The organism is Enterobacter sp. N5-15, assembly GCF_057221635.1.
This window is the reverse complement of record NZ_CM170150.1, coordinates 3,727,614-3,750,758: the sequence shown is the minus strand read 5'-3', so window position 1 is coordinate 3,750,758 and position 23,145 is coordinate 3,727,614. Positions and strand designations below refer to the sequence as shown.

The following is a 23,145-nucleotide window of genomic DNA, read 5'->3' as shown; positions in this document are numbered from 1 at the left end:
CCATTTAAAATGAGGGTGCGGCGCGAATCGTCGCGTCAGGTTGTGTGTGTCTTGCTAAAAGGAATACTAGATGTAGTTGTCTTAAGTTTCAACCATACAAGATATGGGAAATTTAGATTAATGTTGCCCCTATGATGAGCACAGCGGGGCAGGGCAGGCTATGCGGGTTTTTCAGGCGAGAAGGCAAAGAAAAGCCCGGCAGCCATTGGCCACCGGGGCTGAGAAACGTGCGCGAGGGGGTTATTTACGCAGGCTGAGCAGGGCACCCACGAAGATCCCGACGGCCGCGACCGTGCCCAGCGTGCAGAGCGGTTTTTCGCGCACGAAGGTCGTTGCGCAGCTGACCGCATCGCAGGCAGCCTGGGTCGTTCGCGTACGCCCGTTCAAGCGCGCGCGGGTTTCACGGAGCAGAGACTGAGCCTTACGTTTTGCGGCATCCGCTTCGTCCTTCGCGTCAGTTCCCCAGGATTTCAGCACCTCTTCCAGCGTATCCGCTAATTGGCTGACATCATTACGAATATCCTGAGCGTCGTCATTAATATCGTTTCGGTTCGGTCTGTTAAACATACGATCCTCCGTAATTTTGTGTTCCCGTTCAGTTTAGTTCAGAAATTTAATATCTGAAGCGCATCACGCGTTATCCGGCAGTTTATGGATTATTCTGAAAGCCCTGCTAATGCTGAATACTGTAAGGTGGCCGGGCAGGAAAAGATAACGAGGAAGAGATATGTATTTACGACCTGATGAGGTGGCGCGCGTTCTTGAAAAAGAGGGATTCACCATGGATGAGGTGACATCAAAAGCGTATGGATATCGCCGTGGCGAGAATTATGTTTACGTTAATCGCGAAGCAAGAATGGGACGTACCGCTCTCATTATTCACCCGACGCTGAAAGACAGAAGTCTGTCATTTGCTGAGCCTGCCTCGGATATTAAAACCTGCGATCATTATCAGCAATTTCCGCTCTATTTAGGCGGCGAACGGCATGAGCATTATGGTATTCCGCATGGCTTCAGCTCACGCATGGCGCTGGAGCGGTTTTTGAAGGGACTGTTTGGCGACGTACAGTAAATTCGCGACTGGCTTTCGCCAGTCGCTTCACATCACGCTTTTGCCTGGCTGTACTGGCTGACCTTAAACAAGCGGCGGCAGTAGTCGAGGAAATAGCCGTATACCGCACCCATCAGCATTGAAATCACAATATTCGAACTGACGGCCGCTGCGATCTGGTGCCAGTCTGCGCCCACCGTCAGCAGAATGGCCACGTAAACCGGCGACTGGAACGTCACATACGCCAGAACGTCCGCCAGGTTTTTCGCCCAGCCTGCGGGGCTGATACGACGCGCGAAGCGCATTACCGCATCGCGGTATAACCCGTAAGGCCATGCAATAATAATATTGACCGGGATCGCCACCAGACGAGAGGAAAGTGACTGCTCGAAGGACATTCCGGAGAGGAATATTTCGATCAGCATGTTCACAACGGAACAGTAGACAACCATCGCGAAAGTATCCGCCACGGCATGGCGAAGGCGTGATTGCGGTGAGAACATGTCTGAACTCCTTGAGAAGAACACAAAAGAAACGATTTTCCCGAAGCGATTAGTGCTTTAGGTTGGTTTGTTTGACATGTATAGCGTATATCTCTATGTTTGAACTAACAACTAGTGATTAATTTTTATTTAATCGCCTTTTGTCCACAAAATTCTCTAAAGTTGATTGTTTTTTGTTCGGTTCGTTATAATCTGTCTCGCTTGATAATTTTTTCATGTAAATCAGATGGTTGATGTTAATGGTGTCGAGATGGGATTTGCTCCTGTTGCGTGTAGCGTAGGATGCTGAAATTTGGATTAAAGTTGACCATTTATATTGATGTGGTGATTGAATCTGTGCGTATCCCATCTGCGTCATAAGATAATATTAACGGTGATATTTAAAGATATTTACACGACTGGCCGGACCGCCTCGCGGGTAGATATTTCTATGGAAATGAATTATTCTGTCGACGATTTATCTATTTACCCTAAAGAGAAGGTTTTCAAATAATATGTCTTTGACGTTACAGAATCTTAATAATATCCGAACTCTGCGCGCCATGGCGCGTGAATTAACCCTGGACGTTCTTGAGGAAACGCTGGAAAAGGTCAGGGTCGTTACTGAAGAGAAACGGAGTGAGCTGGCGGAATTAGAGCATCAGCGTGCCGAGCAGCAGGAAAAAATTAATGCCCTGCTGGAGCTGATGAAAGCCGATGGTATTTCACCGACTGACCTGCTGGGCTCTGAACGGGTGCAGGCGGGTAAGCCCGCGAAAAAGCGCAAGCCGCGTGAAGCAAAATATCGTTTTATTGACCAGAACGGTGAAGAGAAAACGTGGACCGGCCAGGGCCGCACGCCGAAGCCTATTGCCAGCGCGCTGGCAAACGGTAAATCACTGGATGATTTTCTGATCTAACAGGTTAGCCGGGCGGAACACGCCGCCCGGCTGGCTGTTCAGCAGACGCCGAAATCGCCTTCTTCGGTATACGGCGCCAGTTCGGCAGCTTTCAGGGTATATTTCTCGCCTTGCTCATTGCTGGCCTGGACCGCCACAATGCTGTCACCGTTCACTTCGAGCACTTTCAGCTTCGGGCCGCCTTTACGCGGTTGCACATAATCACCGACAGAAAACATATTACCTCCTCATCGTTTTAGCGATCTTCACCTTAGCCCACGCATGACGCCGGGTACAGCGTATTTCACCGATTACTGCTTATGAGGTACGCCGGTTCCAGGGCATCACCTTGAGCAGTCGCGCCATGCCGCAAAAGCCCGTCACACCGGCGAACAACAGCCCGGCTCCGACAAAACCGCTGAGCAGGAAAAAGCTGCTGGAGACGCTATAGCCCAGCACTACGCCACAGAGTATCAGCAGCCCGGCGGCAATTTGCACCTGACGCATCAGCGGCAGCGGCTGGGATTTGTCCTCGACGGTCGGCAGCCCGGCCTGCTTCCAGCCCTGAATGCCCCCCTCGACCACAAAGGCCTGTGCGGGCGCGGCGGCCTGAGCAAGGCGGTCGACATTCCCCGACGTCCGGGCGCCGGACTGGCAGTGAAAAATCACCGTATCACCCGCCTGCGCGTTAAGTCCGCCGGGTAAGGTATCCAGCGGCACGGAGCGCGCGGCGGGAATATGCTCGCGGGCGTACTCATCGGCATCACGAATATCAATCAGTTTTGCGCCTTCAGCGACGCGGGCACTGGCCTGGCGCGGGGAAAGAAGAGGAAGAGACATGGCGGCTCCTTACGGGCAATAAAGGGTTTTCAGGGTGCTGATCAGCTGATGTACCGCATCGTTTTTAATGAAATAGAGAATGCGCTGCGCGTCGCGGGTGCTGTCGATAAGCCCTTCCTCACGCATGCGCGCCAGATGCTGCGACGTAGCGGAGGGACTTAGCCCCGTGGCTCGCGCCAGTTCCCCCGCGCTGGTGCCGGGCGCTCCGCACAGGGTGCAGAGGATCAGCAGACGACGCGGGTTGCTCATCGCTTTTAAGAGTGTGGCGGCCTGCCCGGCGCTGGCCTGAAGCTGTTCAAGTTCGGTCATGATAGTTTAGCAATTACTTAATTAAGTAAATGCTAAACTAATTTGTGGCCTCGCGCCAGAGGAGATCGCTATAGATGTGGGTCAGCGCCCCCGCAGGGCCAAACTGCTGTTTGATCCACCGCGTGACCTGGCCGGTTGCGGCATGCTGTGTGGCGAGCAGCATACGCGAGTCCTGACGCGGGTTATTAATACGTCGGGTAACCAGCAGCCCCGCATCTACCGCCTCCCGGGTCATATATTCCGGTAAAAAACCTATCCCTTCGCCCAGGATCTGACACTGACATTTGGTGTTAAAGTCCGGCACCAGAATGGCCTCCTGACCGTGCAGCAGCCAGCCGACCTTTTTGTTAATGGTGTGCGCGGTATCTTCTACCATGATGTTGGGATACAGGCGCAGCTGGCTTTCCGCTATCGGCTCCGGGGTGAACGCCAGCGGGTGTTCCGGCGCGATGGCAAAGACCCAGCGGATGGCGCCGATCTCGGTGTAATCAATCCCGCCGCCGTCGAGCAGCGTGTCCGGCGCGCCAATCGCGATATTGGCCTGGTTGTTGATGATGGAGTCCCAGACGCCGTTGTACACCTCGGTGGTCACGGTGATCTGACAGGTCGGGAACTGTTTTTTCAGCACCTGCAGCAGCCTGGCGGTGTGGCGCGGCGTGTATAAAAGCTGATTAATACAGATGCGCACCCGCGCCTCGATGCCCTGCGAAATGGTATCTATCCCGCGCTTGATGGCGTGGAAGTCGTTTAGCAGGTCGGTGGCCTTACGGTAAAAGTAAAACCCGGACTCGGTCAGCTCAATGCTGCGCGTGCTGCGGACAAACAGCACCACGTCCAGCCCTGTCTCCATGCGCTTAATGGTGTAACTGATGGCGGAGGTCGTCACGCCCAGCTCGGCGGCGGCTTTGCTGAAGCTGCCGAAGCGTGCGGCGGTAGTAAAGGCCAGCAGGTTCTCTTCGGTAAAGATGGAATTCATATCTCACTCCCTTCAGCCATCAGTTTTGAACATATTTTAACAGCGTTGTTACAACACATTTGAAGCCGATCACAGTTCTGACTATTTGCCGAAAGCCGCATGCAGTAAGGCTTCGTCAGACATAAGCATAATGCAGTCTCGAGCGCTAAAACGTGGGGAAACATAAGAAAAAGATTGCACAGACGCACGTTTTGACCGGTTTGTTGAATTTAACTCAACAATGAATTGACTGTCGATGAATCATTTTTAAGCGGATTCTTTTATGACCAGGCTGTTGCTATTCTCAGGTCAACAGAAATAAAAACATCGGGAGTCTGAATATGTCTGCGAACGAACTCGTTACTGAATTTCTGCTGGCGGCAGAAGAGGGCAATAGCGATGCGCTAAAAGCCTGCCTGGAAAAAGGCGTGGATATTAACGCCACCAATCGACAGAAAAGAACCGCCGTTATTATTGCCAGCCTGAAAAAAAATTATGCCTGCGTGGAGTTATTAATTGCCGCCGGGGCGGATATTGATAAACAGGATCAGACCTGCTTTAACCCCTTCCTGATTAGCTGCCTGACCAACGATATCACTCTGCTGCGCATTGTCCTTCCGGCAAATCCGGATCTCGACCGCCTGACGCGTTTTGGCGGCGTGGGCATTACGCCAGCCAGTGAAAAAGGGCACGTGGAGATCGTGCGCGAGCTGCTGGAAAAAACCGATATCAACGTCAACCACACCAACTTTGTCGGCTGGACGCCGCTGCTGGAAGCGATCGTGCTCAACGACGGCGGCGCGAAGCAGCAGGAGATCGTCAAGCTGCTTCTGGATCACGGCGCAAACCCGCACATGACCGACAAATACGGCAAAACTCCGCTCGAACTGGCGAGGGAAAAAGGCTTCGATGCGATAGCAAACCTGCTGCTGGCGGCGGGCGCATAACGTATTCGGCCAGCCTTTTCCGTCTGGCCGTTAATTCAAAAAGTATTTTTTACCGACGTGCATTTTGCACGACGGCGGCCCCCTTTTATCCGCATTCAGGAGAAAATAATGCCAACGAAAATCGTGATTAAAAAGAACACCTATTTTGACTCCGTATCATTAATGTCCGTTTCTACTAAAGCCAATAAATTACCGGGCGTCGAGCAGGCGTTTGTGGCCATGGCGACGGAAATGAACAAAGGCGTCTTAAAAAACCTCGGGCTATTAACGCCGGAATTAGCCGAAGCTAAAAACGGCGACCTGATGATCGTGATTAAAGGCGACGCGGCGAATGATGAAACGCTGGCCGCTATTGAAGCGCTGTTCACCCGTAAAGAGAGCGCAGGCTCCCATGAGGCGCGCTACGCGACGATTGCCAGCGCCAAAACCCATCGCCCGGACAGCAACCTCGCGGTCATTTCCGTCAACGGTACCTTCGCCGCCCGCGAAGCGCGCCAGGCGCTGGAAAACGACCTTAACGTGATGCTCTTCTCCGATAACGTATCGCTCGACGACGAGCTGGCGCTGAAGCAGCTCGCGCACCGGAAAGGGCTGCTGATGATGGGGCCGGACTGCGGCACCGCCATCATCAACGGCGCGGGGCTGTGCTTTGCTAACGCGGTGCGCCGCGGCTCGATTGGCATCGTCGGCGCATCCGGCACCGGCAGCCAGGAGCTGAGCGTGCGCATTCACGAATTCGGCGGCGGCGTGTCGCAGCTGATTGGCACCGGCGGGCGCGATCTCAGCGAGAAAATTGGCGGCCTGATGATGCTCGACGCCATTGATATGCTGGAAGCCGACGAGGGCACCCGGGTTATCGCGCTGATCTCCAAGCCGCCCGCGCCAGCGGTGGCAGAAAAGGTACTGACCCGCGCCAGAGCCTGCCGCAAGCCGGTGGTCGTCTGCTTCCTCGGCCGCAGCGAACCGCCCGCCGATGAAAACGGCCTGCAGTTTGCGCGCGGTACCAAAGAGGCTGCCCTGAAGGCGGTCCTGCTCACCGGCGTCAAAAAAGAATCCCTCGATCTGCACCCGCTCAACTGGCCTTTGATTGAAGAGGTGCGCGCCCGCCTGACTCCGCGGCAGAAGTACATTCGCGGCCTGTTCTGCGGCGGAACCCTGTGCGACGAGGCGATGTTCGCGACGCTTGCGAAATTCGACGACGTCTACAGCAACATCCAGCCGGATCCGTCTAAGCGCCTGAGCGACATCAGCGTCAGTAAAGCCCACACCTTCCTCGACTTTGGCGACGACGACTTCACCAACGGCAAGCCGCACCCGATGATCGACCCGACCAACCGCATCAGCCGCCTGCTGCAGGAGGCGCGGGATCCGGAGGTGGGCGTGATCGTGATGGACTTCGTGCTGGGCTTCGGCGCGCACGAGGATCCGGTCGGCGTGATGCTCGATGCCATCAAAGAGGCACAGGCCATCGCGAAGGCCGATCGCCGTCCGCTTGAGATCCTCGGCTATGTGCTCGGCACCGACCTGGATCCGCAGTCGCTGGCGCAGCAGTGTCAGCTGCTGACCGACGCAGGCGTCATCTGGGCCAGCAGCAGCACCAATACCGGATTACTGGCACGCGAATTTGTTTGCAAAGGGGAGAAAGCATAATGACGACCTTATTCAACCAGCCGCTGAACGTCATTAACGTCGGCATTGCGATGTTCAGCGATGACCTCAAAAAACAGCACGTTCCCGTGACCCAGCTCGACTGGACGCCGCCGGGACAGGGCAATATGCAGGTCGTTGAGGCGCTCGACCAGCTGGCGGAAAAACCGCTGGCGGAGAAAATCGCCGCCGCTAACCAAATCGCCCTTGAGCGCATTATTCAGTCCCATCCGGTGCTGGTGGGCTATGACCAGGCCATTAACGTTGTGCCGGGCATGACCCGCACCACCATTCTGCACGCCGGTCCGCCCGTCTCCTGGGAAAACATGTGCGGGGCGATGAAGGGCGCGGTGACCGGGGCGCTGGTGTTTGAAGGGCTGGCGAAAGATCTGGACGACGCGGCAAGGCTGGCGGCTTCAGGCGATATTACCTTCTCGCCGTGCCACGAGCATGACTGCGTGGGCTCGATGGCGGGCGTCACCTCCGCGTCGATGTTTATGCACATCGTTGAAAACAAAACCTACGGCAACCGCGCGTTCACCAACCTCAGCGAGCAGATGGCGAAGATCCTGCGCATGGGAGCCAACGACCAGAGCGTGATCGACCGCCTGAACTGGATGCGCGACGTGCTCGGCCCGATGCTGCGCGACGCGATGAAGATTATCGGCGAAATCGACCTGCGCCTGATGCTGGCCCAGGCGCTGCACATGGGCGACGAGTGCCACAACCGCAACAACGCGGGCACCACGCTGCTTATTCAGGCGCTGACGCCGGGGCTGATTCAGGCGGGCTATCCGGTGGAGCAGCAGCGCGAGGTGTTCGAGTTTGTCGCCAGCAGCGACTACTTCTCCGGCCCGACGTGGATGGCGATGTGTAAGGCCGCGCTGGACGCCGCTCACGGCATTGAGTACAGCACCGTCGTCACCACCATGGCGCGCAACGGCTACGAGTTTGGCCTGCGCGTTTCCGGCCTGCCGGGGCAGTGGTTCACCGGCCCGGCGCAGCAGGTGATTGGCCCGATGTTCGCGGGCTATAAGCCGGAAGACTCCGGGCTGGATATTGGCGACAGCGCCATTACCGAAACCTACGGCATCGGCGGCTTTGCGATGGCGACGGCCCCGGCAATCGTTGCGCTGGTGGGCGGAACGGTGGATGAAGCCATCGACTTCTCCCGTCAGATGCGCGAAATCACCCTCGGCGAAAACCCGAACGTCACCATTCCGCTGCTCTCGTTTATGGGCATTCCGACCGCCATCGACATCACCAAAGTCGCGGGCAGCGGCATTCTGCCGGTGATTAACACCGCCATTGCCCATAAAGACGCGGGCATCGGCATGATTGGGGCGGGCATCGTTCACCCGCCGTTTAGCTGTTTTGAAAAGGCGCTGTTGACCTTCCGCGATCGCTACTTTTTATAAGGCAAGCATCCATGAAAAACATGAAACTGGAGTGGAAAAGAGGTGACTGGGCGGCCTATTTCGGGTTGATGACCAACAACCTGACCAATTTGCTGACCATGATGGGGCTGCTCATTTTTGTCGTCGGCATCCCGAAGGAGATTGTTTATGGACGCATCGCGCCGGCCTTCGGGCTGGCGGTGCTGGTCGCGAGTATTTGCTACGCCTGGTTCGGCATGCAGATGGCGCGCGCCACCGGGCGAACGGATGTGACCGCGCTGCCGTCCGGCCCTAGCGCGCCGTCAATTTTCACCGTGACCTTCCTGGTGCTGATGCCGGTTTATCAGCAAACGGGCGATGCGGAGTTTGCGATCCAGATTGGCCTGGTGTGGTGCTTCGTGGAGGCGATGATCCTCGCGGGAGGTTCGTTTTTAGGGGAAACCATCCGCAAGATGATCCCGCGTACCGTGCTGCTGTCGTGCCTCTCCGGGTTGGGCCTGCTGCTGCTGGCGATGAACCCGATGCTGCAGGCGTTTGAAGCGCCGACCGTGTCGTTCATCGTATTGCTGCTGATCTTCATTAACTGGTTTGGCAAAAAGCCGATTTTCGCCCGTATCCCGACCGGCCTGCTGCTGCTGATAGCCGGTACCGCACTGGCGTGGATCTCCGGCCTGCAAAGCCCGGAAGCGATAAAAGCGTCCATGTCATCCTTCGGCTTTAACCCGCCGCAGGTGCACGTGGAAGGCTTCCTGCAGGGCCTGCCGCACGCGCTGCCGTATCTTGCCTCTGCCGTGCCGCTGGGGCTGGCGAACTACATCTTTGACCTGGAGAACATCGAAAGCGCCCACGCGGCGGGGGATGCGTATCCGACGCGCAAGGTGATGCTGGCGAACGGTCTGGCCTCCATGCTCGGCTGCCTGATGGGCAACCCGTTCCCGGTGACGGTCTACGTCGGCCACCCCGGCTGGAAAGCGATGGGGGCCAGCATAGGCTACACGCTGGCCTCGGGCGTGACCATGTTCATCGTGCCGCTGTTCGGGCTGGGGGCGTTTATGCTCGCTATCATTCCGATGACCGCCATCGTGCCGATTCTGGTGTTTATCGGCGTCGTGACGGCCAACCAGGTGGTAAGGGAAACGCCCAAAGTAGAGGTGCCCGTTATCTTCATCTGCCTGTTCCCGTGGATCGCCAACTGGGCGCTGACCATGATGAACAGCGTGATGGGGGCGGCAGGCACCAGCGCGGCCAGAATCGGCACCGAGGTGCTGCACAGCAAGGGGATCTACTACGAGGGTTTAGTCCATCTGGGGAACGGCGCACCGCTCGCCAGCATGCTGTGGGGCTGTATCGCCATCTTCGCCATCATCAACAAACCGCTGCGCGGGGCCGTTGCGGCTGCGGGTGGGGCGCTGCTGGCGCTGTTTGGGGTGATCCACGCCCCGGTGGTGGGCTTTGCCGAAGGCAGTTCGCTGATGTTCGTCACCGCGTATCTGATGATGGGCGGCATGTTTGTGGTGAAGCATGTGCTGGAGACCTCTGTTAATCCCCCTCTCCCTGTGGGAGAGGGCCGGGGTGAGGGCACCAGAACGCACCTTCTAAAGGAAACAAAATGAAAGAGCTTATGGTCGTCGCCATCGGCGGCAACAGCATTATCAAAGACAACGCCAGCCAGTCGGTTGAACATCAGGCGCAGGCGGTGAAAGCGGTGGCAGAGTCGGTGCTGGAAATGCTGGCCTCCGACTATGACATCGTGCTCACCCACGGCAACGGCCCCCAGGTGGGGCTGGATCTGCGCCGCGCCGAAATCGCCCACGAGCGGGAAGGACTGCCCCTGACCCCGCTGGCAAACTGCGTGGCGGACACCCAGGGCGGCATCGGCTACCTGATCCAGCAGGCGCTCAACAATTGCCTGGCCGCGCGCGGGGAGCAAAAAGCGGTCACGGTCGTCACGCAGGTGGAGGTGGATAAAAACGATCCCGGCTTTACGCACCCGACGAAACCTATCGGCGCGTTCTTCAGCGAGGCGCAGCGCGATGAGCTGCAGCGCGCGCACCCGGACTGGCGTTTTGTTGAGGACTCCGGCCGTGGCTATCGCCGCGTGGTGGCTTCACCGCAGCCGCTGCGGATTGTTGAGGCGGATGCCATTAAGACGCTGACCCAAAAAGGGTATGTCGTGATCGGCGCGGGCGGCGGCGGGATCCCGGTCGTGCGCAGCGAGCAGGGGGATTACCAGAGCGTCGACGCGGTGATTGATAAAGATCTCTCTACGGCGCTGCTGGCGCGGGAGATCGGTGCCGACGTGCTGGTGATTACCACCGGCGTGGAAAAGGTGTGCGTCAACTTCGGCAAGCCAAACCAGCAGGCGCTGGACACCGTTAACGTGGCGCAGATGACGCGTTATATGGATGAAGGCCACTTCCCGGCGGGCAGCATGCTGCCCAAAATCGTCGCCTCGCTGGAATTTTTAAGCCACGGCGGCAAGCGGGTGATCGTCACCTCGCCGGACTGCCTGCCCGCGGCGCTGCGCGGGGAAACCGGCACCCATATCGTTAATGAAGGAAGATAAGATGAGTGAAAATAAAAGCCGCCGCGAGTTTATTAGCCAGAGCGGCAAAATGGTCACCGCCTGCGCGCTGTTTGGCGCGACCGGATCCGTCGCGTATGCTGCTGACTCCGCAAAGCCAACCTGCGAGACGGGTAAACCGATGAACATCACCGCGAAACATTACTATCTCGACAACGTGCTGCTCGAAGCCGGATTTAACGTCGACGGCGGCGTGGCGACGAGCACCCGCACCGAACTGAAAACGCTGGAAATCAAGGACGGGAAGATCGTCGCCCTGCGCGACAACAAGAGCCACGCCGACGCCACGCTGCCGCACTATGACGCAGGCGGCAAGCTGATGCTTCCGGCGATGCGCGACATGCACATTCACCTGGATAAAACCTTCTACGGCGGCCCGTGGCGCTCCCTGAACCGTCCGGCGGGCACCACGATTCAGGACATGATCCGCCTTGAGCAGAAGCTGCTGCCGGAGCTGCAGCCCTACACCCAGGAACGTGCGGAAAAGCTGATCGACCTGATCCAGTCGAAAGGCTCCACCATCGCCCGCAGCCACTGCAACATTGAGCCGGTTTCCGGCCTGAAAAACCTGGAAAATTTGCAGGCGGTGCTGGCGCGCCGCAAAGCGGGTTTTGACTGCGAAATCGTTGCCTTCCCGCAGCACGGCCTGCTGCTGTCGAATTCCGAAAAGCTGATGCGCGAGGCGATGCAGGCGGGGGCGCACTACGTGGGCGGGCTGGACCCCACCAACGTCGACGGCGCGATGGAGAAATCCCTCGATCTGATGTTCCAGATCGCGCTGGACTACGACAAAGGGGTGGACATTCACCTGCACGAAACCAGCCCGGCAGGCGTGGCGGCGGTGAACTATATGGTCGAAACCGTGGAGAAAACGCCGGAGCTGAAGGGGAAGCTGACCATTAGCCACGCCTTCGCGCTGGCGACGCTCAACGAGCAGCAGGTAGATGAGATCGCCACCCGCATGGCGGCGCAGCAGGTGACCATCGCCTCCACCGTGCCGATTGGCACCCTGCATATGCCGCTGAAGCAGCTGCGAGAGAAGGGCGTGTTCGTGATGACCGGCACCGACAGCGTGATCGATCACTGGTCGCCGTACGGTCTGGGGGACATGCTGGAGAAAGCGAATCTCTACGCTCAGCTCTATATTCGTCCCAACGAGCAGACGCTCTCCCGTGCGCTCGGTATCGCCACCGGCGACGTGCTGCCGCTGAACGACAAAGGCGAACGCGTGTGGCCAAAAGCGCAGGACGACGCCAGCTTTGTGCTGGTGGATGCCTCCTGCTCCGCCGAGGCCGTGGCGCGCATTTCACCGCGTACCGCGACGTTCCATAAGGGAAATCTGGTCTGGGGTACTGTGGGCTAAAAGCGAGCCGGGTGGCGGCTTCGCCTTACCTGGCCTACTGAAACCCTCAAATCGTAGGCCGGGTAAGCGCAGCGCCACCCGGCAATGTTTTATACTGGGAGTCACATTCTTAAAGAGGGATCTGCCATGGCACAAAACATCTACGACAATCCGGCGTTTTTTGAAGGCTACGCCCAGCTTCCGCGCTCGGTACAGGGTCTGGACGGCGCGCCGGAGTGGCCTGCGCTTAAGGCCATGCTGCCGGATTTAACCGGCAAATCGGTTGTCGATCTCGGCTGCGGCTACGGCTGGTTCTGCCGCGCCGCGCGCGAGCTGGGCGCGGCTCACGTCACTGGAGTCGATATCTCAGAAAAGATGCTCGCCCGCGCAGCGGAGCTTACCGCTGACCCACAGGTTCACTATCTGCGTAGCGATCTGGAATCTCTCACGCTCAACGAGAACAGCCTCGATCTGGTCTACAGCTCGCTGGCGCTGCACTACCTGCCGGAGCTGGACACGCTGTTCGCCAGGGTTCAGCGCGCGCTTAAGTCCGGCGGCAGCCTGGTCTTTTCGATGGAGCACCCGATATACACCTGCGCCTCCCGTCAGGGCTGGCTGACTGACGATAACGGCGAGCGGTTCTGGGGCGTAAACCATTATCAGGATGAAGGCAAACGCGTCAGCAACTGGCTGGCGGACGGGGTGGTGAAATACCACCGCACGCTCGGCACCACGCTTAACGCGCTGATCGGGGCCGGATTAACGGTAAGCGAGGTCAACGAGTGGGGGCCAGCGCAGGCGCAGATTGACGCCTGGCCCGCGCTGGCCGAAGAGGCGGAGCGCCCGATGCTGGTGCTGATCGCCGCCCGTAAGGCTCAGTAACCCACCTTATACACCCGCCCGCTCTGCACGCCTTCCACGCTGCGGCGGTAGGCCAGCGCCACGGTCGCGGCGGGAACGCTTTCAAAGCCCGGGAAGAATCCGTCGTACGCTTCGGCGGATTCGGTGAGCACCGTCGGGCTAATCAGGTTGATGCGGATCCCGCGCGGCAGTTCGCAGGCGGCAGCGCGGACAAACCCTTCCAGCGCCGCATTTACCGTGGTGGCATTCACGCCCTGCGCAATCGGCTCGTGTGCCACAATCCCGCTTATCAGCGTAATCGAGCCGCCTTCATTCAGATAGTGCTGGCCGGTCAGCGCCAGTCGCACCTGCCCGAGCAGTTTATCCTGCAGGCCCTGGTTGAAGTCGCTGTCCTTCATGGTCGCGAGCGGGCCAAAGTGAAGGCCACCGCTGGCGGAAACAATCGCATCCACCGGGCCTATTTTCTCAAACAGCGCCTGGACGCTCGCCTGCGAGGTGATATCCACCTGCTCGTCGCCCTGCGTGCGACCCACGCGGATGACCTCGTGGCGACGACTCAGCTCTTCCGTTACTGCACGACCGACCGTACCGCTGGCACCAATAATGACGATTTTCATAGCCGACTCCTTATGTTGTGAGCCTTTATTCTTTAATAAATAAAAATGCAGATAAACTGGGCTAAAGTTAGAAGATTACTAACCAGGGGTTTGGAATATGGATAAGCTTCGCGGTATGGAGACGTTTATTGCGGTGGTGGAAAGCGGCAGCTTTACCGGCGCGGCGTCACGTCTGGAGATGTCGGCGGTGATGGTGGGGAAGTATATTGCCCTGCTGGAGTCCCAGCTCGGCACGCGACTGCTGGAGCGCAACACGCGCCGTCAGAGCCTGACCGATGCCGGACGGGTCTATTTCGACGAGGCGAAGCGGGTGCTGGAGCAGGTCTCCATTGCTGAAAATGCAGTCGAGCGGCTGCGGGCTGCACCTGCCGGAACGTTGCGCGTCACGGCACCCACGTCGTTTGGCGGCTGCGTGATTGCCCCGCTGACGGCAACCTTTTTACAGCGCTACCCGGAGGTACGCATCGAGCTGGATCTTACCAACCGGATGGTCGATCTGGTGGAGGAGGGCGTCGATCTGGCCATTCGCATTGGTGACGTTCGCAATGACGATCTGGTGGCGAAATACCTGTGCCCCTACAACATGGTGATCTGCGCCGCGCCGGATTATTTAGCGCGACACGGCACGCCGCAAACGCCAGACGATCTGGTGGATCATCTGTGTCTTTCGCACACGGTGTGGACCGCGCGTAACGAGTGGCGGCTGCCGGGCGTGGAAGGGGAGGTGCGCTGGAAGCGGGATGCGATCTTAAGATGTAACGACGGCTACGGCTTACGCATGGCGGCGCGAGCCGGGGCGGGGCTGTTGCTGCAACCGGAAGTGCTGGTGGCGGAAGAGCTGGCAAGCGGCAGGCTGGTGAGGGTGCTGGAGCAGTACACGCCCGCGCCGAGGCCGGTGCATTTATTGTGGCGTCAGGATTTACGTCAACTGCCTAAGCTTACGGAATTTATCGCCCATATTCTGCTAAGATTGGGCACAATATAAAAAAGAAGGTAATCAAAGAATGTCTGCAAACAAACTCGCCAGCAGCGCGCAGGGCCTGCAATCATCTGCCATCCGTGAATTATTAAAACATAGCAAAATGGCCGGGGTGATTTCGCTGGGCGGGGGTATCCCTAATCCCGATCTGTTCGATCACGAAGGGCTTAAAATTGCCGCCGATGCCGTCTTATCACAGCATTTTGGCGAGGCGTTCCAGTACGGCCTGACGGAAGGCGTCCCGGGGCTGCGCGAAGAAATTCAGCGCATCTGCGAGGGACGCGGTATTGCCTGTAAGGCCGATGATGTGGTCGTGACCTCCGGTTCACAGCAATCGCTTGACGTGCTGGCGCGTGCGTTAATCAACCCGGGTGACACCGTTGTGGTTGAGCGTCCAACCTATCTTGCCGCGCTGCAGGTCTTCGGCCTGGCGCAGGCCAACTTTGAATCCGTTGGCACCGACGGCGACGGTATGAAGGTCGACGAACTTGAGGCCCTGGTGGCAAAGAAAGCTATCAAAGCGGTCTATATCGTTCCAACCTTTGGTAACCCCGGCGGCGTCACGCTGTCTGAAGCGCGCCGTAAGCAGCTGGTGGAATTATCAAAGCGCTATGACTTCGTGATTATCGAAGACGACCCGTACAGCGAAATTAATTATACCGATGAAGTCTTCCGCCCGTTGATTGCCCATGCCAAAGATATCGGCAATGAAGAGAACGTGGTGTATACCTCAACCTTCTCTAAAATACTCGCGCCGGGGACTCGCGTAGGCTGGGTGCTGGTGCCGGAATGGCTGAAGCGCGCGGTAGTGAACCTTAAGCAAACCACCGATCTGCACACCAGCACGCTGTCGCAGCTGATGACGTATGAGTACCTGAAAACCGGTCGTCTGGCCGATCAGATTAAAACGATCCGCGAAGCCTATCGTCAGAAATACCAGACGTTCGCAACCGAGCTGGAGGCCGAGCTGGGCGATGTGATGTCGTTCCACAAGCCGAAGGGCGGTATGTTCCTGTGGGCGAAGATGAATAATGGGTGTAACACCACCCGCTGGCTTGAAAAAACGTTAAGCAACGGCGTAGTATTTGTGCCTGGCGAGTTTTTCTACTGCAATGAGCCAGACCCAACGACGCTGCGCATGTCATTTGTGACGCCAACGGATGAAGATCTGAAAGAGGCGGTTCAACGCCTGAAAAAATCGCTCTAAAAGAGCTGCGCATAATGGCTTTCCTGCCGTTATGCGCAATACGCGTTCAGGGCGGCACGGGCCGCGATCGTTCATGGTGAGTTCCATGTTTGAATTTCTGATCGGTGTCGTTACCCACACGCCCGTCTGGGTATGGGTGCTGTTTATCTTCCTCATCTCTCGCGGCATTAAAGCCCGCAGGCCCACCACCGTTACGCTGGAGAGGCTTGCCGTCATTCCGGCGATCTTTCTTATCTGGGATATTTACGATCTGGTGGTCTACCGCACGTTAACCCCCGGGACTGTCGCATTGTGGACGGCGGGGATCCTCGCCGGGGCCGCGCTGGGGTATTTCCTGATTAAGCAGGCTGTTATCACCCGTACAGAGGCGCCGCGCACCCTTTTCCGCCAGGCAGACTACACCGCGCTGCCGTTTATGATGCTGGCGTTCGGGGTGAAATATGTGCTGGGCGTGATGAGCGCGGTCTCTCCCCAGACGATGCAGCAGCCCGCCATGAGCGCGCTGGCGATCGTCTCCGGCGGCGTGTTTGCCGGCGTGTTTCTCGGGAAATTTGCGCGCTATATTGGGGTGTATGTCGCCCGTGTTCCGGTCTGAATTTACAGGAGGCCCTTTTGGGCGAAGGTAATACGCGTGGCTTCGTTGAGATCAAGCTCTTTTAACGATTCCGGATTAACCCAGGCGATCTCCTGAAACTCGTCATTAAACGTGACGGCCCGGTTGGTGCTGATGCAGTCGAAGATCAGATAGATCATGTAAATCTCCTCAGTGGTGCCATCGGCGTAGGTTTTCACTCTGATGTCATCGCGAAAAGCCCATGGCGTGACCGAGGCGATCTCCAGCGCTTCGCCCAGCTCTTCGCGGATCTCACGGCGCAACGCCTGTTCCATGGTTTCGCCCGGCTCCATTCCGCCGCCGGAGAGGGCCCACTGGCCGGGGAACACGCCGCGATCGTTGGCCATTTTGCACAGCAGATAGGCACCGTCGTTCTGGATGATGGGGCAGACAATGGTTCGTTGGCGCATGATTTCTTCCTGAAAAATGAATTTGGGCTACTTTAGCAGATTGGGGGGATGATTATGTTAGAGGTGCTCGATTCTCGCTCCTTGGTTTTCTGCGTTTTGCTGCAGATTCAGCCAGAATTCAATACTGGTATCGAATGCGTTCGCCAGTCTTGTGGCCAAATCAACGGTGAGTTTGATTTTATTGTTTACCAGCGCGCTGGCAGTGGTGTGATCGGTGTTTATTCTCTCTGCCAGTTCTGAGATGCCGAGACTGAGTGGCTTAAGATAATCGTGCAGCAACACTTCGCCTGGTGTGGTTGAGATGCGTAGTTTTTCCTGGTTATTCATAATTAACTTCCTGTTTATAAATATAAAATGAGTGCGGTTTGATGCCCTCACCCCGACCCTCTCCCACAGGGAGAGGGAGAAAACCATGTCAACCCAGCAACGCGACCCCAGCCTCGGTTCTCAGCCAGCGCGGGGCTTTTAGCTGGTCAGCAAAATATCCCGTTAGTTCAAAGAGTAAATCTCCCATCACACGAGCGGATTCAGGGGCGAGCGCGCCCCCCATCAACAGTTGCGTAATTTCCTCGCAGTAGCGACAGAGCTGATCGGATTCAGCGTTGAATGCAGGTTCACATTCGGGGAACACATTGACGGTAAGACGTTCCTGTAAGTGCTCAGGGAGCGGCTCCAGCAGCATCGGGCGAAGCAGGGCGAGGGTCGATGCAAGACGACCGCAGAGCGCTATTTTTCTTGCAGGATCGGTCTCTTCCACCAATGCTTCGCAATAGCGTTGGCAGTTGTCGGCAAGTTCAGTGAAGTCGGTATTGTGGCCGAAGGGGGTCGTGAAAAGTGCGTTACTGGTGGTCATATGACAGTTTCCATTAAGTGATTAAGACCCTGCCAGAGAAATGCCAATTTCCCGGGTGGCAGGACTGAACGGAGTTGGCATTACCGGCCTTAATGGACACCGGCGCGTCTTGCGACGCCCCCGTCCAGCCCACCATTGAAATGTAGCCAGACGCACGGCGCAACAAGAGCTCACGCCGCCATTAAGTTTAACCGGGATGCCAATCCCGACGCCAGATTTTGCTGGCGTGGAAGGAACATACGCCCGATTAACCCTAATAAAAAGCAGGCTACCCAGAAGAAGTTAAATCCTGCGAGGCGGCTTCAGAAAATGATTTAAGGCGTTTCATCACCGCTCCCTCAGCGCCTCTTTCGCCCGGTTAAACGGCTTGATCATATAATCCAGCACCGTTTTCTCTCCGGTCTTAATGTCCACCGTCGCAATCATCCCCGGCACAATCGAGAAGTGCCTGCCCGCCTTATTCACCAGGTAATCCTGGCTGGTGCGGATGAACACCCGGTAATAGAACACCTCTGGTTTGGCTTCGTCCTGGATGGTATCCGGGGAAATGGTTTCCACCACGCCGTGCAGCCCGCCGTAAATGGCATAATCGTAGGCGGTGATTTTGACCAGCGCCTCCTGGTTCGGGTGGATAAAGGCGATATCGCGCGGCGACAGGCGGGTTTCAATCAGCAGGTGATCGTCCACCGGCACAATCTCCATCAGCTCGCCGTTGGGTGGGATCACGCCGCCGATGGTGGTGACCTTGATGTTTTTCACGATCCCGCGTACCGGGGATTTTACCGTCAGACGTGTCACGGAATCCTGGCGGCCTTTGAGGATGGCCGAAACCATATCCACCTCCGCGTTGGCTTTGGAGAGCGCCTCGCGCGCCTGAACGTAATACTGCGAGCGCAAGTCGGTGAGCTTCAGCTCCAGATCGCTTTTCTGCCGCTGCAGGCGCAGCACCTCCACGTGGCTGGCGGCGCCGGTTTTGACCAGACGCTGGGTGATGGCCAGCTCCTTATTGGCGAGATCTAACGCGGCGCGCAGCTCCCGCTGGGTATCCTCCAGCTGCGCGCGGCGGGAGTTGTAGAGCCGAGTTTCGTCAGCCATCAGATCCGGCCATTGTGCCAGCGAGGGGGGGAACTTCAGCGGGAGATCGTTCACCTCGGCGTACAGGCGGGCGCTGGAGGCCAGTGAAGCCCGGTAGCGCGCCGCGCTTTCGCCGACGTTCGATTCGGAACGCGTCGGGTCGAGCCGCGCCAGCACCTGTCCGGCCTGCACCTGATCGCCCTCGTGCACGTTCAGCTCGGTGAGGATCCCGCCGTCGAGAGACTGTAAGACCTGCTCGCGCGAGCTGGGGATCACTTTACCCGAGCCGGTTGACACCTCGTCCAGCATGCCAAACCACGCCCAGACGCCCAGCACCACGAACATCAGCAGCGAGAAGATCACGATCCGACGCGCGCCGGTGTAGCCGCTTTCGGAGTCGAGAGCGTTATCCAGATCGTCCATTGCCGCCACGTCACGCTGACTGATTTTCATTTTTCCACTCCCTTCCGGTTGCTGCCTGCTGCTGCTGTTGCTGCATACGGCTGTTGTTCAGCGCCTGGGCTTTTGGCGCGTCCATCACCAGCATCCCCTCTTTCAACACCACGACGCGCTCCACCAGTTCCAGCACCGGCACGCGATGCGTGGCGACAATCAGGGTGCGATGCCCGAGCCAGTCGCCCAGACGCTGGATGAATTCCCGCTCGGTGTGCTCGTCCAGCGACGCGGTGGGTTCATCCATCAGCACGATATTCGGATCGCGCAGCAGCATTCGCGCCAGCAGAATCGACTGCCGCTGCCCGCCGGATAACCCCACGCCGTTTTCCATGATCGGGTAGTCCAGTCCTTTTGGGAGTTTCTGCACAAAGCCTGCCGCGCCTGTCAGCTCCAGCGCCTCGAAAATCTCTTCGTCAGTGGCGCGCGGCATGCCGAGGGTGATGTTTTCGCGCAGGGTGCCGTAAAACAGCCGGGCGTTCTGGGTCATAAAGCCGACGTTGCGCCGGACGTCGGCGACGTCGAGATGCGGCAGGCTGAAGTTATCAAGCCGCAGCTCGCCGGCCGCCAGATCCATCCCGCCCGCCATGGCCTGCAGCAGGGTCGATTTGCCCGCGCCGTTGCGCCCCAGAATCGCCACTTTTTCACCCGGCCGGATCTCCAGCCGGTTAATGCGCAGCGCCATGCGCGGATCGTCCGGCTGATAGCGGAACTGCGCCTGCTCGAAGAGGTAGTGACCGCGCAGCACGTCCTGGCGGATCGGCGTCTCCTCGCGCTGGTTTTCGGTGGGAAGCTGCATGATGCTGTCCAGCCCCTCTTTTGCCGCTTTGACCTGCTGCCAGCGGGCCAGCACGCCGCACAGCGTCGCCATCGGGGCGATCATGCGGGAGGCCAGCATCGACGCGGCGACCACCGAGCCGGTGGTCAGGGTGCCGTCGATCACCATCGGGGCGCCGACCACAATCACTCCGGCATAGACCAGGCTCTGGATGGTCATCCCCCAGCTGATCAGGTTCTGCGTCAGCTCGCGGGTGCGCAGGCCGGATTCCGCGGTGATCTGGATATAGCTGTTCCACTGCTGCAAAAAGCGGTTTTCCGCCTGCATCAGCTTGATGTCCTCCAGCCCCTGCACGCTCTCCACCAGCACCGCGTTGCGCAGGGTCGATTCATGGGCTGACTGCTTCGCCAGCTCCGCCAGCTTCTTCTGCATCAACAGGCCGGGCAGGACCATGATCACCGCGGCGACCGGGGCGATCCACGCCAGCTGCGGAGCGATGATCGCCAGCACTACCACGAACAGTAAAAAGAAGGGCAGGTCGACAATCGTTGAGATGGTGGACGAGGTCACCATCTCGCGGATCTGCTCCAGCTCGCGCAGCTGGGAGATAAAGCTGCCGGTGGAGCGGGGAATAGCGCTGTTGCGCAGCCGCAGCGCGTGGCCGAAGACGCGATCCGAAACGCGCATATCCGAGCGCTTGCCCAGCAGATCCATAATGTGCCCGCGCGCCACGCGCAGCACAAAGCCAAACAGGGTGGCAATCAGCACCCCAATGGTCAGGACGTAAAGCGTCGGGTAGGACTGGGCGGGGATCACCCGGTCATAGACCTGCATGGAAAAGACGATCCCGGAGAGCGACAGCACGTTGATAAAGAGGGCGGCCAGCATGACCCAGCTGTAGGGGCGCAGGTCGCGCATCACCAGCCGGTAGAGCCAGTCCGGGCGGTATTTTGAAATATAGGCGTCCACGCGGCTGTCCTTCAGCGCGGCGAGAGGACGCAGGGCAATAACGTGGCGGATAGCGGGCAGCATCGCCGTCATCGACAGCCGGTTGGTGTAGGTCTCATCGCCGAAAAAGCTGACCTCCAGCGTATCGTCCCCGTCGAAATGCTCGATCACGCCGATCCTGCCGTCATGCATCGCCACCACCACCGGCAGACGCCAGCTGTTGATCGCCTGCCGATCGTCGGTAAGGAGCTGAAACGACAGCCCCGCCTCGCGGGCCAGCTGGGTGAGGGCGGGTACCATCGGTTTGCCTTTTAGCCACGGCGCACCTGCCAGCAGCGCGCCGGGAGAGCAGGCGACGCGGTAGCGCGTGGCGACAAAACCAAAGGCCTGCGCCCACTGCGCCAGCGCCTCATCCGTCATGTTTTCACCTTGCGGGATATCACGCTGCTTCATGGCTGGATCTCCACGGTCTGGATGGTGCGGTTATCAAGATCGAACGCATGACGCAACTGCCCGGTGTTATACAGGCAGTTGAGCTGCAGCTGGTGCAGCTGACCGAGGGTCTGCTGCTGGGTGAAGCGCGCCTGATAGACCTCCTGCTCGGCGTTGAGCACGTCGAGCAGCGGGCGCGAGCCGAGATCGAGATACTGCTGCTGGTACAGTTCGCGGGTGCGGGCGCTGAGGGCCTCCTGGCGGCCCTGGATTTGCAGCGTGCTTTGCAGGCTCACCACCTGGCTGCGGGCTTCCAGCAGCTTCTGGCGGACATCAAGACGCGTACGCTGAATGGTGGACTGCGCCGCCTCCACCGCGTGTCCGGCAGCGTTACGCCGGGCGGTGAGGCCGCCGCCCTGGTAGAGCGGCATCTGCACTTTCACCCAGGCGGAATACTGGGTGCGATCCCGCGTTTCACTCCCCGCGTAGCGATCGTTCATGTAGTGACGCACCTCCGGCTCCAGCGAGACGGTTGGCGTCATCTGCGCGTCGGCGTAGTCGAGGTTAGCCTGGGCGGCGTTAGCCTGCGCCCAGGCGGCAAGCACCGCAGGCACCAGACGGTCATCCGGCTCGGCGATGTCGCAGCTCCGGCCCAGCTTTTGCGGAAAGTCATTGCTGATGGCGTTCAGGCTGTTCCAGCCGAGAAAGCTCATCAGCGTGGCGCGGGCGCTGTCCAGGCTGGCCTGGTACTGCATCAGCTGGGCGCGCGCGCCTTCAATGCGCGCATCGGTCTGCACCACGTCAGAGAGCGACGTGGCCCCTTCGTCGTTACGCTGGCGGGTCAGCGTGCCAATAGAGGAGAGGGCGTCGAGCTGTTCTTTAGCGGTGTCGACCATCTGCTGCAAGGTTTGCACCTGCACCATGGCGATGGCGGTATCGTGGGCGATAGTGTCGATACTCACCAGCACGTTGGCCTGCTGCTGGGCAACGCCGGCGCTCTCGGCGCGCACCTGGCTGGCCACTTTGCCAAAGTCGTAGAGCATCTGTGAGAGAGAGAGCACAAGCGACGGCGTAAAGCCGTTCTGATCGCCGTCATGGGAATAACCGCTGTCCACGCCGGCATTAATCTGCGGATAGTATTTTGATTTAGCGACGTCCACCTCTTCGCTCTGTTCATAGAGTTTTCCCACGGCTTCGCTGATGGCCGGGTGCCAGGTGACGGCGCGGTTGACGGCCTCGCCTAGCTGCAATGAACCGGGGGCGGCTTTGCCAGCCGCAGGGGCGACGCGGCCATTGAGCGAGGGGAGTTCCTGCGTTTCGCGAAGCTGTCCGGTATTGATGATTGCCGCCGGGTTCGCGCAGAGAGCGGGCACAGATATCAGGCAGCACGAAAGCCACCAGTAAGGCATCTTCATTCCCATGTCATGTCCCTATTAAAAAAATATAGCTTTATTATTTATGCCCGGG

At 58.4% G+C, this 23,145-nt stretch carries 25 protein-coding genes; 12 read left to right on the top strand and 13 right to left on the bottom strand.

Going from position 1 to position 23,145, the window contains the following annotated elements; all coding sequences use genetic code 11:
- Positions 1-240: 240 nt before the first annotated feature.
- On the bottom strand, positions 241-567 hold the full coding sequence (locus AC2TE5_RS17680; protein WP_023333166.1) for an ElaB/YgaM/YqjD family protein: 327 nt from the start codon (positions 565-567) through the stop codon (positions 241-243).
- A gap of 160 nt (positions 568-727) precedes the next feature.
- Between AC2TE5_RS17680 and AC2TE5_RS17675 the strand changes: the two genes are divergently transcribed.
- Complete coding sequence (locus AC2TE5_RS17675; RefSeq protein ID WP_023333165.1) at positions 728-1,072, top strand: DUF2002 family protein; 345 nt, start codon at positions 728-730, stop codon at positions 1,070-1,072.
- 32 nt (positions 1,073-1,104) lie between these two features.
- Here AC2TE5_RS17675 and alaE read toward each other — a convergent pair whose 3' ends face one another.
- A complete protein-coding gene (gene alaE, locus AC2TE5_RS17670; RefSeq protein ID WP_121424489.1) occupies positions 1,105-1,554 on the bottom strand; it encodes an L-alanine exporter AlaE in 450 nt (149 codons plus the stop codon).
- Between the two features lie 494 nt (positions 1,555-2,048).
- Between alaE and stpA the strand changes: the two genes are divergently transcribed.
- Positions 2,049-2,453, top strand: a complete 405-nt coding sequence (gene stpA, locus AC2TE5_RS17665; RefSeq protein WP_213328611.1) for a DNA-binding protein StpA — start codon at positions 2,049-2,051, stop codon at positions 2,451-2,453.
- Between the two features lie 38 nt (positions 2,454-2,491).
- On the opposite strand, the gene AC2TE5_RS17660 is transcribed toward stpA, so the two are convergent.
- From AC2TE5_RS17660 to AC2TE5_RS17645, 4 genes are all read right to left on the bottom strand, one after another.
- On the bottom strand, positions 2,492-2,671 hold the full coding sequence (locus AC2TE5_RS17660; RefSeq protein ID WP_121424487.1) for a YodC family protein: 180 nt from the start codon (positions 2,669-2,671) through the stop codon (positions 2,492-2,494).
- Positions 2,672-2,750: 79 nt separating this feature from the next.
- Positions 2,751-3,272: a rhodanese family protein gene (locus tag AC2TE5_RS17655; RefSeq protein WP_484612103.1), complete on the bottom strand. Its 522-nt coding sequence runs from the start codon at positions 3,270-3,272 to the stop codon at positions 2,751-2,753.
- A gap of 9 nt (positions 3,273-3,281) precedes the next feature.
- Positions 3,282-3,581: an ArsR/SmtB family transcription factor gene (locus AC2TE5_RS17650; RefSeq protein WP_063144167.1), complete on the bottom strand. Its 300-nt coding sequence runs from the start codon at positions 3,579-3,581 to the stop codon at positions 3,282-3,284.
- A 37-nt stretch (positions 3,582-3,618) separates the two neighbouring features.
- The gene (locus AC2TE5_RS17645; RefSeq protein ID WP_213328609.1) at positions 3,619-4,557 is read right to left on the bottom strand and encodes a LysR substrate-binding domain-containing protein; all 939 of its coding nucleotides are present in this window, start codon (positions 4,555-4,557) and stop codon (positions 3,619-3,621) included.
- Between the two features lie 320 nt (positions 4,558-4,877).
- Here AC2TE5_RS17645 and AC2TE5_RS17640 point away from each other — a divergent pair, with 320 nt between their 5' ends.
- The 7 genes from AC2TE5_RS17640 (at position 4,878) to AC2TE5_RS17610 (ending at position 13,335) form a co-directional block, all read left to right on the top strand.
- Positions 4,878-5,483 (top strand): ankyrin repeat domain-containing protein, encoded by a 606-nt coding sequence (locus AC2TE5_RS17640; RefSeq protein ID WP_213328608.1) that lies wholly within the window; start codon positions 4,878-4,880, stop codon positions 5,481-5,483.
- Between the two features lie 108 nt (positions 5,484-5,591).
- Positions 5,592-7,133, top strand: coding sequence for an acyl-CoA synthetase FdrA (fdrA, locus tag AC2TE5_RS17635; RefSeq protein ID WP_484612102.1), 1,542 nt, complete (start codon positions 5,592-5,594; stop codon positions 7,131-7,133).
- The gene (locus AC2TE5_RS17630) at positions 7,133-8,548 is read left to right on the top strand and encodes a YlbE family protein (protein ID WP_213823010.1); all 1,416 of its coding nucleotides are present in this window, start codon (positions 7,133-7,135) and stop codon (positions 8,546-8,548) included. The genes fdrA and AC2TE5_RS17630 overlap by 1 nt, the downstream gene beginning before the upstream one ends.
- An 11-nt stretch (positions 8,549-8,559) precedes the next feature.
- Positions 8,560-10,140 (top strand): xanthine permease, encoded by a 1,581-nt coding sequence (locus tag AC2TE5_RS17625; RefSeq protein WP_484612101.1) that lies wholly within the window; start codon positions 8,560-8,562, stop codon positions 10,138-10,140.
- Complete coding sequence (locus AC2TE5_RS17620) at positions 10,137-11,093, top strand: carbamate kinase family protein (protein WP_484612100.1); 957 nt, start codon at positions 10,137-10,139, stop codon at positions 11,091-11,093. The genes AC2TE5_RS17625 and AC2TE5_RS17620 overlap by 4 nt, the downstream gene beginning before the upstream one ends.
- Position 11,094: 1 nt before the next feature.
- The gene (locus AC2TE5_RS17615; protein WP_484612099.1) at positions 11,095-12,474 is read left to right on the top strand and encodes an amidohydrolase family protein; all 1,380 of its coding nucleotides are present in this window, start codon (positions 11,095-11,097) and stop codon (positions 12,472-12,474) included.
- A 126-nt stretch (positions 12,475-12,600) separates the two neighbouring features.
- A complete protein-coding gene (locus AC2TE5_RS17610; RefSeq protein WP_484612098.1) occupies positions 12,601-13,335 on the top strand; it encodes a class I SAM-dependent methyltransferase in 735 nt (244 codons plus the stop codon).
- Here the strand turns inward: AC2TE5_RS17610 and AC2TE5_RS17605 are convergent.
- Positions 13,329-13,931, bottom strand: a complete 603-nt coding sequence (locus AC2TE5_RS17605; protein ID WP_213328601.1) for a short chain dehydrogenase — start codon at positions 13,929-13,931, stop codon at positions 13,329-13,331. The two genes, AC2TE5_RS17610 and AC2TE5_RS17605, sit on opposite strands and share 7 nt — an antisense overlap.
- Positions 13,932-14,028: 97 nt before the next feature.
- Here AC2TE5_RS17605 and AC2TE5_RS17600 point away from each other — a divergent pair, with 97 nt between their 5' ends.
- The 3 genes from AC2TE5_RS17600 (at position 14,029) to AC2TE5_RS17590 (ending at position 16,712) form a co-directional block, all read left to right on the top strand.
- A complete protein-coding gene (locus AC2TE5_RS17600; RefSeq protein WP_213328600.1) occupies positions 14,029-14,916 on the top strand; it encodes a LysR family transcriptional regulator in 888 nt (295 codons plus the stop codon).
- A gap of 19 nt (positions 14,917-14,935) precedes the next feature.
- On the top strand, positions 14,936-16,117 hold the full coding sequence (locus tag AC2TE5_RS17595; RefSeq protein WP_484612097.1) for an aminotransferase-like domain-containing protein: 1,182 nt from the start codon (positions 14,936-14,938) through the stop codon (positions 16,115-16,117).
- 85 nt (positions 16,118-16,202) lie between these two features.
- Positions 16,203-16,712, top strand: a complete 510-nt coding sequence (locus AC2TE5_RS17590) for a DUF6622 family protein (protein WP_484612096.1) — start codon at positions 16,203-16,205, stop codon at positions 16,710-16,712.
- Between the two features lie 2 nt (positions 16,713-16,714).
- Here the strand turns inward: AC2TE5_RS17590 and nudI are convergent, their stop codons facing one another.
- The 6 genes from nudI to AC2TE5_RS17560 form a co-directional block, all read right to left on the bottom strand.
- Positions 16,715-17,140, bottom strand: a complete 426-nt coding sequence (gene nudI / locus AC2TE5_RS17585) for a nucleoside triphosphatase NudI (protein ID WP_193805780.1) — start codon at positions 17,138-17,140, stop codon at positions 16,715-16,717.
- A gap of 57 nt (positions 17,141-17,197) precedes the next feature.
- The gene (locus tag AC2TE5_RS17580; RefSeq protein ID WP_084492157.1) at positions 17,198-17,467 is read right to left on the bottom strand and encodes a HigA family addiction module antitoxin; all 270 of its coding nucleotides are present in this window, start codon (positions 17,465-17,467) and stop codon (positions 17,198-17,200) included.
- Between the two features lie 88 nt (positions 17,468-17,555).
- A complete protein-coding gene (locus AC2TE5_RS17575; protein WP_023333145.1) occupies positions 17,556-17,993 on the bottom strand; it encodes a hypothetical protein in 438 nt (145 codons plus the stop codon).
- Between the two features lie 327 nt (positions 17,994-18,320).
- Positions 18,321-19,490, bottom strand: a complete 1,170-nt coding sequence (locus tag AC2TE5_RS17570) for a beta-barrel domain-containing protein (protein ID WP_484613357.1) — start codon at positions 19,488-19,490, stop codon at positions 18,321-18,323.
- A 10-nt stretch (positions 19,491-19,500) separates the two neighbouring features.
- Entirely contained in the window at positions 19,501-21,699 is a 2,199-nt protein-coding gene (locus AC2TE5_RS17565; protein ID WP_484612095.1) for a type I secretion system permease/ATPase, read from the bottom strand.
- Positions 21,696-23,099 (bottom strand): TolC family outer membrane protein, encoded by a 1,404-nt coding sequence (locus AC2TE5_RS17560; RefSeq protein WP_484612094.1) that lies wholly within the window; start codon positions 23,097-23,099, stop codon positions 21,696-21,698. The genes AC2TE5_RS17565 and AC2TE5_RS17560 overlap by 4 nt, the downstream gene beginning before the upstream one ends.
- Positions 23,100-23,145: the final 46 nt, after the last annotated feature.

Excerpts from the sequence above, each read along its gene's own strand:
- AC2TE5_RS17620 (WP_484612100.1), top strand. The coding sequence starts at position 10,137 with ATGAAAGAGCTTATGGTCGTCGCCATCGGCGGCAACAGCATTATCAAA.
- AC2TE5_RS17680 (WP_023333166.1), bottom strand. The coding sequence starts at position 567 with ATGTTTAACAGACCGAACCGAAACGATATTAATGACGACGCTCAGGAT.
- AC2TE5_RS17595 (WP_484612097.1), top strand. The coding sequence starts at position 14,936 with ATGTCTGCAAACAAACTCGCCAGCAGCGCGCAGGGCCTGCAATCATCT.
- AC2TE5_RS17675 (WP_023333165.1), top strand. The coding sequence starts at position 728 with ATGTATTTACGACCTGATGAGGTGGCGCGCGTTCTTGAAAAAGAGGGA.
- AC2TE5_RS17560 (WP_484612094.1), bottom strand. The coding sequence starts at position 23,099 with ATGGGAATGAAGATGCCTTACTGGTGGCTTTCGTGCTGCCTGATATCT.
- AC2TE5_RS17570 (WP_484613357.1), bottom strand. The coding sequence starts at position 19,490 with ATGGACGATCTGGATAACGCTCTCGACTCCGAAAGCGGCTACACCGGC.
- AC2TE5_RS17605 (WP_213328601.1), bottom strand. The coding sequence starts at position 13,931 with ATGAAAATCGTCATTATTGGTGCCAGCGGTACGGTCGGTCGTGCAGTA.
- AC2TE5_RS17625 (WP_484612101.1), top strand. The coding sequence starts at position 8,560 with ATGAAAAACATGAAACTGGAGTGGAAAAGAGGTGACTGGGCGGCCTAT.
- AC2TE5_RS17650 (WP_063144167.1), bottom strand. The coding sequence starts at position 3,581 with ATGACCGAACTTGAACAGCTTCAGGCCAGCGCCGGGCAGGCCGCCACA.
- nudI (WP_193805780.1), bottom strand. The coding sequence starts at position 17,140 with ATGCGCCAACGAACCATTGTCTGCCCCATCATCCAGAACGACGGTGCC.
- AC2TE5_RS17590 (WP_484612096.1), top strand. The coding sequence starts at position 16,203 with ATGTTTGAATTTCTGATCGGTGTCGTTACCCACACGCCCGTCTGGGTA.
- AC2TE5_RS17600 (WP_213328600.1), top strand. The coding sequence starts at position 14,029 with ATGGATAAGCTTCGCGGTATGGAGACGTTTATTGCGGTGGTGGAAAGC.
- AC2TE5_RS17615 (WP_484612099.1), top strand. The coding sequence starts at position 11,095 with ATGAGTGAAAATAAAAGCCGCCGCGAGTTTATTAGCCAGAGCGGCAAA.
- fdrA (WP_484612102.1), top strand. The coding sequence starts at position 5,592 with ATGCCAACGAAAATCGTGATTAAAAAGAACACCTATTTTGACTCCGTA.
- alaE (WP_121424489.1), bottom strand. The coding sequence starts at position 1,554 with ATGTTCTCACCGCAATCACGCCTTCGCCATGCCGTGGCGGATACTTTC.
- stpA (WP_213328611.1), top strand. The coding sequence starts at position 2,049 with ATGTCTTTGACGTTACAGAATCTTAATAATATCCGAACTCTGCGCGCC.
- AC2TE5_RS17630 (WP_213823010.1), top strand. The coding sequence starts at position 7,133 with ATGACGACCTTATTCAACCAGCCGCTGAACGTCATTAACGTCGGCATT.
- AC2TE5_RS17580 (WP_084492157.1), bottom strand. The coding sequence starts at position 17,467 with ATGAATAACCAGGAAAAACTACGCATCTCAACCACACCAGGCGAAGTG.
- AC2TE5_RS17660 (WP_121424487.1), bottom strand. The coding sequence starts at position 2,671 with ATGTTTTCTGTCGGTGATTATGTGCAACCGCGTAAAGGCGGCCCGAAG.
- AC2TE5_RS17565 (WP_484612095.1), bottom strand. The coding sequence starts at position 21,699 with ATGAAGCAGCGTGATATCCCGCAAGGTGAAAACATGACGGATGAGGCG.
- AC2TE5_RS17610 (WP_484612098.1), top strand. The coding sequence starts at position 12,601 with ATGGCACAAAACATCTACGACAATCCGGCGTTTTTTGAAGGCTACGCC.
- AC2TE5_RS17645 (WP_213328609.1), bottom strand. The coding sequence starts at position 4,557 with ATGAATTCCATCTTTACCGAAGAGAACCTGCTGGCCTTTACTACCGCC.
- AC2TE5_RS17575 (WP_023333145.1), bottom strand. The coding sequence starts at position 17,993 with ATGACCACCAGTAACGCACTTTTCACGACCCCCTTCGGCCACAATACC.
- AC2TE5_RS17640 (WP_213328608.1), top strand. The coding sequence starts at position 4,878 with ATGTCTGCGAACGAACTCGTTACTGAATTTCTGCTGGCGGCAGAAGAG.
- AC2TE5_RS17655 (WP_484612103.1), bottom strand. The coding sequence starts at position 3,272 with ATGTCTCTTCCTCTTCTTTCCCCGCGCCAGGCCAGTGCCCGCGTCGCT.